Genomic DNA, 14,655 nt, shown 5'->3' with positions numbered 1-14,655 from the left:
CTCTCAAGCGTCTATTCGATCACGAACAACCGAGCGTGCACCGTCTACAATGAACTGCTTTCGCGGTGCTACAACTGATCCCATGAGAAGTTCAAATACGCTCTCCGCTTCGCGCAGAGCTTCTTCGTCTCCAAGGGTCACCCGGCGCAGACGTCGCGAGCCTGGATCCATGGTTGTCTCAGCGAGTTGGTCGGCATCCATCTCTCCGAGCCCCTTGTAACGCTGAATTGGTTCCTTGTACTTTCTACGCTGCTGCGACAGCTTCCGCAGCTCCTCGTGCAGGCCCGCCTCAGAATAGGTGTAGATAATCTCCGGCTTCGCTCTGCCGCGGCCCGGAACATCGATCCGGTGGAGAGGCGGAACGGCCGCGAACACACGCCCGGCCTCAACAAGTGGTCGCATATAACGGAAGAACAGGGTAAGGAGCAATGTGCGAATGTGTGCTCCGTCAACATCGGCATCCGTCATGAGAATGATCTTCCCGTAGCGCGCAGCATCAATGTCGAATGTTCGACCTGAGCCAGCACCGATCACTTGGATCAAGCTTGAGCACTCCACGTTGGCCAACATGTCGGATGTGGATGCCTTCTGGACATTGAGGATCTTGCCACGTATTGGGAACAGTGCCTGAAACTCTGATGAGCGTGCAGCTTTGGCTGTCCCCAGTGCGGAGTTACCTTCAACGATAAACAGTTCGCTACGCGCAACGTCAGTCGTGCGGCAGTCTGCCAGCTTGGCCGGTAGTGAAGAAGTCTCTAGCGCATTCTTGCGTCTGGAGATTTCCTTGTGAAGCCGCGCTGAGGTGCGCGCCTTCATCTCACCGGCCAGCTTCTCAACTAGTGCCTGGTTCTCCTGTTTGTCGGCACGTCCAGACTTCGCAAGTTTGTCCTCAAGCCACTTCGAGATTACGCGTGACACGACTAGGCGAACCTGCGGTGTACCCAGAGTCTCTTTTGTCTGTCCCTCAAACTGTGGCTCAGGCAGACGAACTGTGACTACTGCAGTCAGACCCGCCATCACATCGTCCTTTTCGAGACGACCATCTTTGGCCGTTAACTTGAGGCGGCGTGACTGCTTATCGATCTGACTGCGGAATACCTTGAGTAGAGCCTGCTCAAAACCTTGAACATGTGTTCCACCTTTGGGTGTGGAAATGATGTTAACGAAAGACTTCAAGGACGTTTCGTACCCAACCCCCCACCTCAGCGCGACGTCGACCTCACAGGTGCGCTGTACTGTTGCTGGGCGAAGGTGCCCGTCGTCGCCCAGCTGCTGGACAGTCTCTTCGTACGTACCAGAGTCAGTAATTCGCCAAATATCCGTGACGGGACGATCGACTGCCAGGAACTCTACGTAATCAGAGATGCCACCTTCGTAGCAGAATTCCTCTTGGAGGTACTCGGGACCGCGTTCGTCGCGTAAGACAATGGATAACCCGGGAACCAAGAACGCCGTTTGGCGACCTCTTGAAACCAGCGCATCCCAAGAGAATGCTTCGGACTCTGGAAAGATCTGGAAGTCGTGCCAGAAGCGCACCCTGGTACCGGTGGCTCCCCTGCGAACCTTACCTACGACCTCGATGGTTTGTGCGTCCTGGAACGGTGTGAATGGAGAGTTTGGGTGAGGGTGTGGCCCATCGGAAAACTTTCCGGGTTCGCCCCTTTGGAAACTCATCTTGTGGGTCTTCCCCCCACGATCAACTTCGACGTCAAGGCGGGCCGACAGTGCGTTAACCACTGAGGCGCCTACTCCGTGCAGACCTCCGGACGATGTGTACGAAGATCCCCCAAATTTGCCGCCCGCGTGCAGCTTGGTGAAGACAACTTCCACTCCAGACAGGCCCACTCCCGGTACCGTGTCCACTGGGATCCCGCGCCCGTCGTCCATGACAGATACAGAGCGGTCAGCGTGCAGTATAACTTCGATCCGGCTGCACTCCCCCTGCAGTGCTTCATCCACCGAGTTGTCAACGATCTCCCAAACACAATGCATCAGCCCGCGCTCATCGGTTGATCCGATGTACATACCGGGGCGCTTACGCACGGCTTCGAGTCCCTCTAGTACGGACAGATGCCGTGCAGAGTACTCATTCGCTTGTGCCTTTGTCTGTTTCGAACTCACTTGAAGATCATAGAAGCAATCGAGCGTTGCTCTCGACTCCCCCGCCGTCGAACCCAATGCCTTGTGCCATCGGCGAAAGAAGTGGAACAGCACTGCGTTTTTTCGGCTGGTCGTGCTTTTATGTAGCTATGACAGTTTCAACTATGACTCCATCACTACCCGAGGTGTTCCCCTCGGCTGAACGTAGGGATCTCACCGCGCTTGATCGCTGTGACTCCTGCGGAGCTCGCGCATGGGTCCGGGCGGTCCTTCCTGCATCGGAACTCCTTTTCTGCGCTCACCACGCAAGCCGCCACATTGAGGCACTCTCTTCAGTCGCGCTGTTTGTTCAAGATGACCGTGAAATCATGGACTCTTAGGGGCTCAGTGCGAGCGGCTTGAATAAGTCGAGAACAAAGGTGGGGCCTGTTCGAGCATTTCGAACAGGCCCCACCTTTGTTCTCTCTAGTCCTAATCCAAGTAGTCCCGCAGCACCTGTGAACGTGAAGGATGACGCAACTTGCTCATTGTCTTAGACTCGATCTGTCTAATCCGCTCCCGCGTTACCCCGTAGACCTTGCCGATTTCATCCAGTGTCTTCGGCTGACCATCTCCAAGTCCAAATCGCATGGAAACAACTCCGGCCTCACGCTCTGAGAGCGTGTCAAGCACCTGATGAAGCTGTTCTTGGAGAAGAGTAAATGAGACCGCATCGGCCGGAATTACCGCCTCGGAGTCTTCGATCAGGTCACCGAACTCCGAATCCCCGTCCTCGCCCAGCGGAGTATGAAGCGAAATTGGTTCACGACCATACTTCTGCACCTCTACGACCTTCTCCGGAGTCATGTCCAACTCCAAAGCAAGTTCTTCGGGTGTGGGTTCGCGACCTAGATCCTGCATCATCTGACGCTGGACCCGAGCCAACTTGTTGATCACTTCGACCATATGAACCGGGATACGGATTGTTCTTGCCTGATCAGCCATGGCCCGCGTAATCGCCTGACGAATCCACCAGGTGGCATATGTGGAGAACTTGTATCCCTTCATGTAGTCAAACTTCTCAACTGCACGAATCAAGCCAAGGTTGCCCTCTTGGATCAGATCAAGGAACTGCATTCCCCTGCCTGTGTAACGCTTCGCCAGCGATACCACCAGTCGCAGGTTTGCCTCAAGAAGGTGGTTCTTAGCGTTCTGGCCGTCGGCAGAAAGCTGCGTCAACTCCCGCCGCTCACGCGAACTCATGAGTTCGCCGTCTTCCTTAAGCTTGAAGTCCGCATAAAGACCCGCCTCGATGCGCCGAGCCAAGTCCACTTCCTGCTCAGCATTCAAGAGCGATACCTTACCGATCTGCTTCAGGTAGTCCTTGACAGGATCCGCAGTCGCACCGGCGACAGTTACCTGCTGTACAGGCTCATCGGCTTCATCAGAGTCTGAAACTAGGAACCCTCTGATCGGCGCTGCTGGAGCCTTCGGCTTCCCTTCGTCATCGTCACTGTCATCTTCGCCCTCGTCATCTGTACCCGTCTTCTCGACCTCGTCAGACTCATCCTCTACTTCGACTTCGACGGCTTCGTCTTCATCAAGGACCAGATCCTCATCTAGCTCCTCTACGTCAGCTGGGATCTCTTCAGCCTTCTTTGCCGGAGCTGCCTTCTTAGCGGGTGCAGCCTTCTTAGCCGGGGCTGCCTTCTTAGCGGGTGCAGCCTTCTTGACGGGGGCTGCCTTCTTAGCGGGTGCAGCCTTCTTGACGGGGGCTGCCTTCTCAGCCACGGCTGCGGCCGGCTTCTTAGCCTTGCTGGCAGACGTCGTCGACTTTCGAGTAGTCTTTACAGGTGTTTTAGATTGAGCATCCGGAGCCATAGACACGCAGGAGCCTTTCTGAAGGAATTCTTGGAAGTATGCGCCTCCCCGGGAGGCAGAAGACTCGTACAATTATAGTCACACAACCTATGACAGCCTCGACAAACTATGCGCATAGCGTAGTAGAGATGCGTTAGCTAGAGCGGAAATACATGACTTCTCCAGGCTCACCTGAGATCTACACTGCCCTCGAAGGTCTGCACGCGGGTATCGAGGATGCCGTCGTCACCAGTGCAGAAGCCTTCTACCAGCAGGTTTCCCTTCCTCCCGCAGCCAGTGCTTGGGCTCCCATACTCCAGTCTGTGCGTGGGGGAAAGCACTTCCGTGCGCTCTGCGGAGCGATTGGGGCTGCATGCGCAATATCGATGCAAGCCGAGAGAGATAGTGACCCTGCAGCACTCATCACCGAGGCGGCAGGCGACCCGCGGATCGTGCCGCTAATGACCGCCCTTGAGCTCTACCAAGCATCCGCTCTCGTCCATGACGACCTCCTTGATGACGCTGACACCCGGCGTGGAAACCCCTCCCCTCACATCCAATTTGCAACGCTCCACGCGACGGAAGGACTTTGGGGTAGCGCTCGAGACTTTGGCAGGGACGGTGCGGTGCTGGCTGGCGACTTCCTCATGTCTGCAGCCCACTATGCGCTGTCCGACGCCCTCACATACTGCACATCTTCCACCGCACCTCAACTTCTGCGGCGATTCACCCTCATGACTGGCGAGGTCGCCATGGGCCAGTGGGCTGACACCAGCGTGTCCTACCGTCCCCTCGAACACACAGAAGCAAGAGAGACCATCTCTTCGGTTAGCCATGCACTTGATATTGTTCGTCGCAAATCTGCTCGCTACTCAGTGATGTATCCAGCAGTTCTTGGCGCCACTGCTGCCAACGGCTCACCGGCTCTGATGGACGTCCTTGAAGGCGTCCTGGAACCTGCGGGCATTGCCTTCCAACTTCGCGATGATGCTCTTGGTGCGTTCGGGGAACCTGATGAGACAGGCAAGCCAACGGGCGGTGACATCGCCGAGGGGAAACGGACTGTCCTCTTGGCTCTAACACTCGGTTTGGCACCACACGAAGACAGAGAACGAATCAACGCTTTGTATCACAGGGGCACCCTGAACTCTGATGAGATCAATGAGGTCCACGCCATCTTGCGTGAGCACGGCAATGACCCTCACGAAGACCTGATCGCAGACTATGTGCAAGAAGCGCTAGACGTCCTTGCTGCGGCGCCTCTTCCCGCACCCGCCAAGATGCTGCTCACCTACCTCGTGGATATGGTGACGAGCCGCTCCAAATAGGCCCAGGACCCCCGGGGTCACCACGCTTCCGTTGCCGCCACCTTGTTAACCTGTTTGTGTGCGCCGCTTCTCAGCAGGTCGATGGGACGGCCTTGCAACCACGGGTTGTCCCTCCAGATCCAGTCGACAAGTTCCTCGTAGGAGTATCCGCCGTCCTCAAGCAGCAGCGCTGTTCCCCGCAGTGCAGGCAAGGGTTCATCAGTGACTCTGATTATGCGCGGATCTTTCATGCCGGGGCGTTGAAGCTCAGCCACATGTTGGCGCTCGGGTGGCAGCTCCACCAGGGTTTCATCGAGGACGTAGCTCTGCCCGTTCACCCGCAACCCAAGAATCTGGCGTTCGCGGATCAGCTGCTTGACTCGGCTTGGCTCGACTCCAAGGCGGTCAGCAGCCTCCTTGGCTGGAATATGGGGGATGCGTTCTAGTAATTCTGATGCGGAAGTTGCCATGTGAACAGCGTAGTCCAGCGCGCCGGGTACGGTCACACCCAGCCCTGAAGTAGAATCCGAGGCGTGATAAGGACCCGGAATGACTGAGACACTTCCCTCGGAAGAGCGAGGAACCCAGATTACTGACCCGTTGATTAACATGATGATTGACGAGCGGTATCGGGTGATCTCGCGAATGGCTCGCGGTGGGATGGCAACGGTATACGTTGCACGCGACGAGCGTCTCGACCGCCTGGTTGCTCTAAAAGTCATGCACCCCCACCTTGCTGAGTCAGAACAGTTCACCGCGCGCTTCCGCAGAGAAGCGCGTTCTGCGGCCAAAGTGTCTCACCCCAGAATCGTTCCGATCTACGACCAGGGAGTTGTGCAGGGCCAAGGCTATTTGGTGATGGAACTGGTTGATGGCCCAGATCTGCGCTCATTTCTCGCTTCAGAAGGTCCTCTCACCCTTGGCAAGGCTCTTGACTTCACAGCACAAATCCTCGACGGACTGGCTGCTGCGCACCGCGCCGGAGTCGTCCACAGGGACCTGAAACCCGAAAACATCCTTGTCGATAGCAACGAGAGCCTGCGAATAGTTGATTTTGGTCTTGCTCGTGCTGCCTCAGAAGTCAGTGTCTCGACTACTGGATCGATTATGGGAACAGTCGCATATCTCGCGCCTGAGGTCGCCCTCAACGGCGTGTCAGATGCTAGGACCGACATTTTCGCCCTCGGCATCATTCTTTCCGAGATGCTCACAGGAAGACTACCCGGCGGCAATGAGAACCCCGTTAAGGTCGCCTTGTCGAGAGTTAATGAAGATATTCCTGCCCCTTCTGAGCAGACTGAGTGGCTTCCTATTGAGATCGACGAGCTGGTGTCATCGTTCTGCGCACGTTCAGCTGCTGAACGCCCAGCCAGCGCCATTGATGCCCTGGCTCTTCTTCGCCACACGAAGGAGTCGATCCCGGCAGAGATCTTGGATAGGGATTTGCCAGTTGTTGCGCAGACCGCCCCGGATGATGCCCCCCATGACATGACGATTCCCGTGGGTAAAGCCGGACGAACTTCAGTTCTGCCAGTCCAAGAACTGGTGGTCCAGACATCAGGTTCCGTCTCCGCTCCAAACTCCCGCCAACTAACAGCGAAATCTCGAACTTGGTTGATCATCACCACCATTTTGCTGCTTACTGCAGCAATCGCTCTGGGTGTGTGGTGGTGGTGGCAGCAGTACGGTCCCGGGTCCTACTTGGAGGTGCCGGACGTGGCGACGATGACAGTAGCACAGGCCGAAGCAAGCTTGGCTGACCTGAACCTTGCTTCTCACGTTTCTTACGAGAACTCCGATGATATTCCAGCCGACCTCGTCATAAGAACGAGCCCAGAGGCAGGCCAACCCATTCACAAGACCGCTGAAGTGCAGATCATCGTCTCCAAAGGCGTACTGATGCTCACCGTTCCTGAGGTTTCTGGCCTGACTCCCGAACAGGCTGAGAGCCTGTTCGCAGAGGAAGGAATCTCCCTTGGCTCAACCGCTGAGGAGTGGTCTGAGGACGTCGCCGCGGGCACTGTTATCCGCAGTGATCCTACGGCCACCACTAGCATCCGCCATGACGAGGACGTGACACTGATTGTGTCTAAAGGGCGCGAGCCGCTCCCTGTCCCGGACATTGTCAATGTACCGAGAGCTGAGGCCGAAGCAACCCTGGCTGATGCGGGCTTTGTCGCAGAAGTCTCGGAAGAATACAACAACGATATTGCCGAGGGCAACGTCGTCAGCCAAACACCGGTATCCGGCCAGACCCTACACAGGGGGGACGCGATCGCTATCGTCGTTTCAAAAGGTCCTGAGTTCGTCAGTGTGCCGGATGTCTATGGCAAGCGCGCAGATGAGGCCACTGCCCTACTTGAACAGGCTGGCTTCGTGGTTGAAGTCAACAGGATTGCCGGGTTCTTCAGTATTGTCGGATCCCAGAGCCCTGCCGCTGGAGAACAGGCACGCCGGGGGACGACAGTAACCATCACCGTCGTGTAAATACATTCTCGAAAGAGCCTGCCAAGCAACCGACAGGCCGACTCGACGTACAGTTGCCCTAGCGGGCAGCGTCAAACAGCTGCCACTCGTCCTCGTCGAATCCGCTCGCATCCGCGGGTGCATACGGCTCACTGTCGTTTGCCTCAGCAGCAAGACCAGCAACCTGAAATGCAATCTCAAGAGACTGCTGATGGTTCAGCCGAGGGTCGACGAGCGATTCGTAACGCTGCTCGAGCGAAAGATCGTCCAGGCCTTCGGCCCCGCCAATCACTTCCGTTACATCCGCACCAGTTAGCTCCACATGAATGCCAGCGGGAACCGTGCCCACAGAGGAGTGGACGTCGAAGAATGACCGCACCTCACGCATAATCGTTTCAAAATCCCGGGTCTTAAAGCCATTCGATGTCGAGATGGTGTTCCCATGCATTGGGTCCGTTATCCAAGTAACTGGACGTCCGTCCGTCTTTGCCGCCTCCAAAAGTGGCGGGAGGCTGGTCTCGATACTATCCGCACCCATGCGTGAAATGAAGGTTAGGCGACCTTCTTCCCCGTCGGGATTGAGTCGCTCAATGAGACCGAAAACCTCGTCCGGTGTGGTGGTCGGTCCCAGCTTTACACCTATTGGGTTGCGAACTCTGCTGAGCAGCTCCACATGGGCCTCATTCAGGCCACGTGTTCGTTCACCTATCCATAAGAAGTGGCCGGAAGTGTCGTAAGGAAGCCCTGTGCGTGAGTCAATCCGCGTCAGGGCAGACTCATATTCGAGGAGCAGCGCCTCATGAGAGGAGTAGAAGTCCACCTGACGCAATGTGTCAAAGTCGGCTCCTGCTGCCTCCATGAACCGTACAGCACGGTTGATCTCGGTCGCCAAATGCTCGTACCTAGCAAATACCGGGTTTGCGGCGAAGCCTCGGTTCCATTCGTGGACCCTCCTCAGGTCCGCGTATCCACCCTTGGCGAATGCGCGAATCAGGTTCAGGGACGCGGCTGACGCGTGGTAGGTATCCAGCAGCCGGCGCGGGTCATGGAAACGGGCCTCAGGCGTGAACTCAAAGGAGTTAACCGCATCCCCCAGGTACGACGGGAGCGTCGCTGTCCCCCTAGTCTCAACGGGTGACGAACGCGGCTTGGCATACTGCCCCGCGATTCTGCCAATCTTTACCACCGGCATGGAACTACCGTAGGTGAGTACGACAGCCATCTGTAGCAGCGTCTGAATCTTTAGCCGCAACTGATTCGCAGTTGATTCCGCAAAAGTTTCTGCGCAATCGCCACCGATGAGCACAAATGACTCATGGCGTCCGGCAGCGCCCAGCTCTGAGCGCAAGTCATCGACCTCCCCAGCGAAAACTAACGGTGGCTTCTGCCGCAGATTTCCAACAACTTCGCTGAGGACTTCGCGATCCTGGTAGTCAGGCTGGTGGCGCGCCTCCTTGGCGCGCCACGTATCCCATGGCCTGGTCAAAACTCCTACTGTTCCGCTGTTGCCGGCTCTAGAGGTTGGCCAATACTCGCCATCATCTCCACAAACCACGGCTGTTCGATGTCAAATGCTTTGTGACCAGCAATGCGGGAGAACTCGATAGCCTTCAGCTTGTCTCCATCTTCCTCATCGTGACCAATAACGCCGGAGACACCAGCGAGAGCCGATTCAACTGCCAAGTCAGCCATTTGGCCGATTAGCTCGAGGTCGTAAGCATTGGAACGCGCCGAACGAGAGAAGTAACCTGATTTCTGAACCATCACCTTCTCGGCTTCAAGCCTCTGCGCGAACTGCTTGCTGAACCATTGTCCAGGGTTGATTTCATCCAGACGTACGTGCCCGAATGCATCCCGGCGTACCTCTTCACCGCGCGCTTCCATCTCCTCAATGATCTCAGGAACACCCGCGCCCTCAGAAATGAAGATATTGACGTTACCACGCTCATCCATTACCTTCTTGAGGCGGTCCGCTTCCGCAACAATGTCAAGGTGCATCTCAGGCAGGTACAGTGCATCCACGTCCCAACGCTCGCGAGAAAGACCGATTGAAGGAACCCATTCTTGCTGGTCCAGCCAAGCACGGTACTTCTGAGTCCCAGCAGCCGCCAACCAACCGCAGTTTCGTCCCATAATCTCGTGAATAATCAGCGTGCGGGGTCCAACGCGGTTCTCACCAATAATGTTCTGAGCGAACTTCGAGGTTTCTTCCGCTGCAGTGTCTGCGCCCAATGACTGCCGAATCGGGACGACGTCATTGTCGATGGTTTTAGGAAGTCCCACAACAGTGAGGTCATAGTCGTTGTCATGGAGGAATGCAGCAAGATCAGCCGCCGTAGTGTTCGTGTCGTCACCACCGATTGTGTGCAACACGTCAACATTGTCAGCCTTCAGCTGGTTCGCCGCGACTGCTAGCGGATCATCTCCCTCATTGACGAGGCCACGCTTGACTAAGTCCTTCGCATTCGTTAGCTTGACGCGGGAGTTACCAATCGGAGATCCACCGAACCTCTTGAGCACATTGGCGTTTGCGCGTGCCTCATCGTCAACAACCACGTAGTTTCCAGTGAGCAAACCGTGGTAGCCATGCTGGTACGCAATCAGTTCAATACTCGGGTCAACCTTCGTGTAACGCTCAATCAAGTCACCAACAGCAGTGGACAAACAGGGGGCAAAACCTCCAGCTGTCAGGATCGCAACACGCTTTACACTCACTTCATTACCTCTTTCATCAAGAACTTTGCAGCCGAGCCAACGCCATTTTATACTGTCCGAGTTTCTTACGCCCGGCCGTCCTCTGCGTCACGATCAATCTTCGCCGAGTTTGGTACAGGCCCATCAAACTCGCCACTTGCTGCTAGTTCGGCCTTAACATCGGCGGCATACTTGTCAACGTACTCCTGACCTGACAGCAACATCAGGTTGTACATAATTTCATCTGTAATCGCGCGGAGAATGTAGCGGTCCTTTGAAAGACCACGGTATCTGGAGAAGTCCAACGGCTCGCCGACAACAACACCGATGTTCGTTCTGCTAGGAACCTTCTGGCCAATGGGTTGAGCCGCATGAGTGCCAATCATCGCCACCGGAAGCACCGGAGCACCCGACTCAAGTGCAAGGCGTGCAACACCCGTCTTCCCTCGATAGAGCCTGCCGTCCGGGCTACGCGTACCCTCGGGATAGATCCCAAACAGCTGCCCCGAACCCAAACGATCCAGTCCCGCCTGCATGGCCGCCTGAGCTGCTTTGCCACCGCTGCGGTCAATAGGGATTGTTCCAACAGCCTTCATGAAGTTCTTGGTCGCCCAGCCCTTAACACCGGTGCCGGAGAAGTAATCTGCCTTCCCCATGAAAACGACTTCCCGCTCGATCATCATGGGAAGAAAGATAGAGTCCCACACAGCATTGTGATTGGAAGCAAGTATCGCGGGACCCTCCTTGGGAATATTCTCTGCACCCTCGATCCACGGATGATATACCCCACGCAAAACAGGTGCGCCGGCACCCTTCAAGACAGAATAGAAACCCACGTGCGCTCCTGAAGTAGATCGGGTTCGTGGCAACGAATAACTATACTTCCCTACGTTACGTCATGTTGCCCGCAAAACCAGATTAGGCTTGCCACGAGAGTACAGGCAAGGAGAGGATCGCAATGATTACGGCCATCGTAATGATCAACTGTGCGGTTGAGTCCATCCCAGAGGTAGCACAGGCAATCGCGGATATCCCGGGTGTGGTGGAGGTTCACTCCGTTACCGGAGATATTGACCTAATCGCTAGGGTGAAGGTCTCGCAGTACGAGGACGTTGAGGGCGTGGTGACGGACGGCATTGCGAAAGTTCCCGGCGTGGAAACCATCTCCACTCACCTGGCCTTCAGGGCCTATTCAAGTTCTGACCTCGAAGAGGCCTTCCATTTGGGGTTGGACTAGCCCACCGTGGCGCGGACTACTGCTCCTGAGTCGCCCGTACCCAACTCTCCAGCTTGGCTTGCGTAGCCCCGCTGCTGAGGGCTTGCTTTGCAAGTTTAAACGCTTCCCTGAACCCATCCTCGAAGACTGCATTCTCAAGCCAGTTCGTTTGAGATGTCAAGGGTGACGAAGATGCAAGGCCGGCTGCCTGTCCCGCCATGATCCCAAGCGCCGCATTCATAGCCACAGCATCTGCCACAGGCCCGTCCGCGCCCTCGAAAACCTGACGAGCCACCCGGGAGTTTACGTCCGCCGTGCTTCCGCGCAGATCCTCTACGGTACAAGCGTCGAGCCCAAGTATTCCAGCTGGGTCGATCTCCATGTGGACCATCCGCCCACCATGGATTGCCCAGAGTAGGGACGGTTCTGCCGCGGTCAGTTCGTCAAGGCCATACTTGGCGCCTCTGAAGACAAAAGCACTTGTGCCGCGCTCTGCAAACACACCAGCAACCAGCGGAGCTGCATCCTCTCGTGCAACCCCCACGACAGATGCAACCGGCTGCACGGGGTTAGTCAATGGACCGAGTACATTGAATGCCGTCGGAAACCCAAGGTCGCGACGTACCCGGGCTGCGTGGCGCATACTCGGGTGGAATTTGTTCGCAAACAAGAATGCGATCCCAGCAACATCAAACGACGCAATTATCTGCGAGCTTGGCAGATTGAGGTCAACTCCGAGCGCCTCAAGCAGATCCGCGGACCCGCATGCGGACGTCGATGCCCTGTTGCCATGCTTGACGACCGGAAGACCAGTAGCGGCGATGACAAGCGCTGCCATAGTGGAGATGTTGACGGTGTTCGCCTTATCGCCACCCGTGCCGACGATGTCCACGACCTGCCCTGGAAGGTCGATGGGCTTCGCGGATGCCTGCATCTGGTCGGCGAGGCCACGGAGTTCGCGAACATTAATCCCACGCACAGCCATGATCGACAGGTAGGAAGATAGCTTGACTTCGTCCAGCTCCCCGGCCATGATCAGCGCCATCATTTCACGACTCTGGTCATATGTAAGGCTCTCCCCTTTTGCAAGGAGAGGCGCAAAGTCAGCCCATAGTGACACCGCAATCTACCTAACGGCCTTGAGGACCTCAACCATTGTCGTCTGCAGAGTCAGGGGGTCGTATGGCGCATGGACAGTGAACTCGGCTCCCGACCAGGTGGCCAGCCAATCATCCTGTGGTCGTGCCGTAAGAAGCACCAGGATCGGCTCAACATCAAGGTCCAACTCATTCTGGATATCCTGCGCCACGGCCATGCCACCGACCTTTGGAGTTTCAGCGTCAAGGACCACGATCGGGGGCTCATGCTTAATCACTCCGGCGATTGCGCCTGCAGCTGTGGCTGTCTCAATCCAGTTCAAACGTGCAGAATCTCTACCCGGACGTACACCTGTCCCCTCGATTACCGCTTGGCGTTTAGCCGAATCTGCGGAGTATATAAGTACGTCAACGACCTGCTCGCTCAAAGGTATCTCCTCAACGTCCTACCCAGCACCTGCGCCGAGTACGGATTCAAACGCTTCTAAGTGTATCGTCCATGGCGCATCACGGTGTCATGAGTGGCGCGCCAGTCCTAATCGGTTGCTCACGGAGTGTAGGCAGCAAGAATGTCGACGATCATAACCATCGCTGGCTGCTCGCCCTCGCCGGCGGGAAACACCATTGCCACACGAGACCCAACGCGCTCACCAAGAAAGAGCGACGACTGCGCCTCTATGGCCTGCGCGCCCGTATCCCAAGTGGAAACTGCCTCTTCCGTCGTGCCCCAGTATGTGCCAACGTATTGATAGATGACGGTGTCCTCAGCAGTAACGACCGGACCAGCACCTTCGGCAACTACGACTGATTCCTCAGCTGTCGGGGGCGTTGAACCTTCCTCAAAAGACACAAGAGGTGGCTCACCTAGCTCACCTTCAAGCACTAGCCCATCGGGCAACTCCGCGTCAGTGAGTGTTGCTTCCTTGAGGGCTGCGGTGTCAGAGCCGAATGCGTCAACAATGTCAACGACAAAGATCAGCGTAGACCCAGCGGGAATGTCACCCTGATCAACATCGCCGTAACCGAACTCGGCAGGAACCACCAGGAGGACGCGATCACCGATGTGCGTGCCCGCCAAGCCATACTTCCACCCTTGAATCACCGCATTGAGGGAGAACGTTGAAGGCGCTCCGCGGCCGAATGAAGAGTCAAAGGGAGTGCCGTCCCAGAGGAATCCCGCATAGTTCACGGTGACCACATCGTTGGCACCGACCTCGGCGCCATCGCCTTTTTCAAGGGTCTGCGCGGTTATGACGGTGGGTGGCTCAGCATCAACGGTTGTGATCTCTGGGATCTCTCCGAACGCACCCTTGACCGTCGGGAGGTCACCAGTCGGGTTGCGATCCACAACAGGCGCGGAGGCATCCTGGCTCTGTGAAGACTGCTCCGACTGTCCGCTAGAACTGGGAGTGTCGGCGGATGTGCACGCTCCAAGCCCCAGCGCTGCCGCCAAGAAAAGAGCCGTTGCTACCACAGTCGATCGTGACGTTCGCATGCTTGCTAGATCCTTTATTCTCTGATGCTTCCTTCTTAGCGTGACTAAGAAGGTCTTGAACTACCTGGTCCTGGTCTAGTGAAAGGACTCGCCGCACGCGCAGGTGCTGCCTGCGTTCGGATTGTCGATGGTGAAGCCCATTCGTTCAATGGTGTCGGAAAAGTCGATAGTTGCTCCGGACAGGTACGGGGTACTCATCCGGTCTACGACAACCTCGACGCCGTCAAAGTCCACAACTGCGTCCCCATCGAGCAGACGCTCATCAAAGTACAGCTGGTAGATAAGACCTGAGCAGCCACCTGGTTGAACCGCGATCCTAAGCCTAAGGTCATCCCGGCCTTCCTGTTCGAGTAGGCTCCGTACCTTGTCAGCGGCCTTTGCCGACAGTAGGACTTCATGCGTGGGAAGATCGGTTAGTAATTCAGACATCTCTACCTCCGT

At 56.4% G+C, this 14,655-nt stretch carries 14 protein-coding genes; 4 read left to right on the top strand and 10 right to left on the bottom strand.

The annotated features are described in order from the left end of the window. Positions 1–3: 3 nt before the first annotated feature. Positions 4–2,121: a type IIA DNA topoisomerase subunit B gene (locus H2O65_RS05415; protein WP_182140742.1), complete on the bottom strand. Its 2,118-nt coding sequence runs from the start codon at positions 2,119–2,121 to the stop codon at positions 4–6. Between the two features lie 143 nt (positions 2,122–2,264). Here H2O65_RS05415 and H2O65_RS05410 point away from each other — a divergent pair, with 143 nt between their 5' ends. Continuing rightward, positions 2,265–2,480 carry a hypothetical protein gene (locus tag H2O65_RS05410; protein WP_182140741.1) on the top strand — a complete coding sequence of 72 codons (216 nt, stop codon included), beginning with the start codon at positions 2,265–2,267 and terminating at the stop codon, positions 2,478–2,480. 91 nt (positions 2,481–2,571) lie between these two features. Here the strand turns inward: H2O65_RS05410 and H2O65_RS05405 are convergent, their stop codons facing one another. Further along, entirely contained in the window at positions 2,572–3,966 is a 1,395-nt protein-coding gene (locus tag H2O65_RS05405) for an RNA polymerase sigma factor (protein WP_398395710.1), read from the bottom strand. 146 nt (positions 3,967–4,112) lie between these two features. On the opposite strand from H2O65_RS05405, the gene H2O65_RS05400 reads away from it, so the two are divergent. Further along, positions 4,113–5,267, top strand: coding sequence for a polyprenyl synthetase family protein (locus H2O65_RS05400; RefSeq protein ID WP_182140740.1), 1,155 nt, complete (start codon positions 4,113–4,115; stop codon positions 5,265–5,267). Between the two features lie 17 nt (positions 5,268–5,284). Here H2O65_RS05400 and H2O65_RS05395 read toward each other — a convergent pair whose 3' ends face one another. Further along, the gene (locus H2O65_RS05395; RefSeq protein WP_182140739.1) at positions 5,285–5,716 is read right to left on the bottom strand and encodes an Rv2175c family DNA-binding protein; all 432 of its coding nucleotides are present in this window, start codon (positions 5,714–5,716) and stop codon (positions 5,285–5,287) included. Positions 5,717–5,795: 79 nt separating this feature from the next. Between H2O65_RS05395 and pknB the strand changes: the two genes are divergently transcribed. Next, positions 5,796–7,733: a Stk1 family PASTA domain-containing Ser/Thr kinase gene (gene pknB, locus H2O65_RS05390; RefSeq protein WP_182140738.1), complete on the top strand. Its 1,938-nt coding sequence runs from the start codon at positions 5,796–5,798 to the stop codon at positions 7,731–7,733. 58 nt (positions 7,734–7,791) lie between these two features. Here pknB and H2O65_RS05385 read toward each other — a convergent pair whose 3' ends face one another. The 3 genes from H2O65_RS05385 to H2O65_RS05375 all read right to left on the bottom strand — a co-directional run bounded on the left by H2O65_RS05385 (position 7,792) and on the right by H2O65_RS05375 (position 11,242). Beyond that, complete coding sequence (locus H2O65_RS05385; RefSeq protein ID WP_223175106.1) at positions 7,792–9,198, bottom strand: class II 3-deoxy-7-phosphoheptulonate synthase; 1,407 nt, start codon at positions 9,196–9,198, stop codon at positions 7,792–7,794. Positions 9,199–9,203: 5 nt separating this feature from the next. After that, entirely contained in the window at positions 9,204–10,427 is a 1,224-nt protein-coding gene (locus tag H2O65_RS05380) for a pyrophosphate--fructose-6-phosphate 1-phosphotransferase (RefSeq protein ID WP_182140736.1), read from the bottom strand. 65 nt (positions 10,428–10,492) lie between these two features. Beyond that, complete coding sequence (locus H2O65_RS05375) at positions 10,493–11,242, bottom strand: 1-acyl-sn-glycerol-3-phosphate acyltransferase (RefSeq protein ID WP_182140735.1); 750 nt, start codon at positions 11,240–11,242, stop codon at positions 10,493–10,495. A gap of 122 nt (positions 11,243–11,364) precedes the next feature. Between H2O65_RS05375 and H2O65_RS05370 the strand changes: the two genes are divergently transcribed. Further along, positions 11,365–11,643, top strand: coding sequence for an Lrp/AsnC family transcriptional regulator (locus H2O65_RS05370; RefSeq protein ID WP_182140734.1), 279 nt, complete (start codon positions 11,365–11,367; stop codon positions 11,641–11,643). Between the two features lie 16 nt (positions 11,644–11,659). Here the strand turns inward: H2O65_RS05370 and trpD are convergent, their stop codons facing one another. From trpD to erpA, 4 genes are all read right to left on the bottom strand, one after another. Beyond that, a complete protein-coding gene (gene trpD, locus H2O65_RS05365) occupies positions 11,660–12,742 on the bottom strand; it encodes an anthranilate phosphoribosyltransferase (RefSeq protein ID WP_259349460.1) in 1,083 nt (360 codons plus the stop codon). Between the two features lie 6 nt (positions 12,743–12,748). Further along, positions 12,749–13,147 (bottom strand): hypothetical protein, encoded by a 399-nt coding sequence (locus tag H2O65_RS05360; protein WP_182140733.1) that lies wholly within the window; start codon positions 13,145–13,147, stop codon positions 12,749–12,751. Between the two features lie 119 nt (positions 13,148–13,266). Then, complete coding sequence (locus H2O65_RS05355) at positions 13,267–14,214, bottom strand: FKBP-type peptidyl-prolyl cis-trans isomerase (protein ID WP_182140732.1); 948 nt, start codon at positions 14,212–14,214, stop codon at positions 13,267–13,269. Positions 14,215–14,289: 75 nt separating this feature from the next. Continuing rightward, positions 14,290–14,643 (bottom strand): iron-sulfur cluster insertion protein ErpA, encoded by a 354-nt coding sequence (erpA, locus tag H2O65_RS05350; RefSeq protein ID WP_182140731.1) that lies wholly within the window; start codon positions 14,641–14,643, stop codon positions 14,290–14,292. Positions 14,644–14,655 lie beyond the last annotated feature (12 nt).

Origin of the sequence: Schaalia sp. JY-X169 (assembly GCF_014069575.1) — a bacterium.
Lineage (GTDB): Bacteria > Actinomycetota > Actinomycetes > Actinomycetales > Actinomycetaceae > Scrofimicrobium.
The sequence above is the reverse complement of the archived record's forward strand: the minus strand, read 5'-3'. Positions and strand labels throughout refer to the sequence as shown.